Consider the following 1,290-nt stretch of genomic DNA (forward strand, 5'->3'; position numbering starts at 1 on the left):
GTTTCTCCTATGTCAAGCCGCTGCCGGGTGGCAAGGCTGTTGACGGTTTTGTTCGTCGGTTCGCAGGTGATGAAAGACGACGCGGCTAATGCGGTGTTTGAGGCAACGTAAAGCTTCAGCGGTGGAATCACGCTCGGTGAGCCGCTTGCGGTAGTAGGCCTGTCCGAGGCCGTCGAGGCGGATCTGGGTGACGGCGATCCGGTGCAGGGCGGCGTTGAGTTGGCGGTTGCCCGATCGGGTCATCCGGACCCGGCCGGCAGTGTTTCCCGACCACACCGGGACAGGCGCCACTCCGGCATGACGTGCGAAGGCAGCCGCGCTTTTAAACCGGGTCACGCCGGCGGTCTCGCCGACTAGTTTGGCCGCGGTCAGCTCCCCGCAGCCCGGAAGAGAAAGCAGCACCGGGGCGACGTGGCGAACTCGCTGTCCGATCCGCTTGGCCAAGGCGTTGATCGTTTCGGTGAGCCGGCTGATATCAGCCAGCTCGTCACGAGCCAACTCGGCTACCAACCCGGGCACGGTGTCTAGCCAGTCACCCAGGATGCGGCGGTGCTTGGCCAGATCCAACGAACGCGACTTCGGGGCGCGTTCGGGATCAAGTTCGTGCACCCGCCACAACAACCGGTTAATCGTCGCCGTGCGTTGCGCCACAAGGACTTCCCGGCGATCCACTAATAACTTCAACTCACGTGACACCTCGTCATGCGAGGCGACCGGCAGATCGGGTTCACGCAAGAATCCCCGCGCAACGGCAAGCGCATCGATCGGGTCAGACTTGCCCCGCGTACGCGCGCTAGCCCGAGTTTGGGCCATCAGCTTCGGCGGCACCCGCACCACCGACTGACCAAAGCCCATCAGGTCACGCTCCAACCGGGCCGACAGATGCCGGCAATCCTCGATCGCCCACACCACATCGGCGCCGAAGCGCTCCCGAGCCCACATCACCGCCTCGCCATGGCCCGCGGTCACGGCTTTGACGACCTTCTCGCCGATCTTGCGCCCGACCTCGTCGACCGCGACAAACGTGTGGGTGCGCTTGTGTACATCGGCTCCAACAACAACCATGGTGGTTGCCTCCTTCACTGTGAGGTGACGGTTGGGCCGGTCGGCGGACAAACCTCAGTGGGGGCGGATGCCACGCTCCTATCAAGTCACGCCGGCCGGTCCTTCACACCTGATGCCGACAAAACGTATGCACGCCAACCCGAAGGCGGCACCGACGGTACGAGCCAAACATCAGGTGATCAGGATCCAACCACCGCAACAAGCGGCACCTCACCCTGACACTGA

At 63.7% G+C, this 1,290-nt stretch carries 1 protein-coding gene; it reads right to left on the reverse strand.

The genetic code is table 11. The features are described from left to right. Positions 1–12: 12 nt before the first annotated feature. Positions 13–1,083 carry an IS110 family RNA-guided transposase gene (locus tag AWC17_RS29115; RefSeq protein ID WP_192579510.1) on the reverse strand — a complete coding sequence of 357 codons (1,071 nt, stop codon included), beginning with the start codon at positions 1,081–1,083 and terminating at the stop codon, positions 13–15. Positions 1,084–1,290: the final 207 nt, after the last annotated feature.

The organism is Mycobacterium nebraskense (assembly GCF_002102255.1).
Taxonomy (GTDB): Bacteria; Actinomycetota; Actinomycetes; order Mycobacteriales; family Mycobacteriaceae; genus Mycobacterium; species Mycobacterium nebraskense.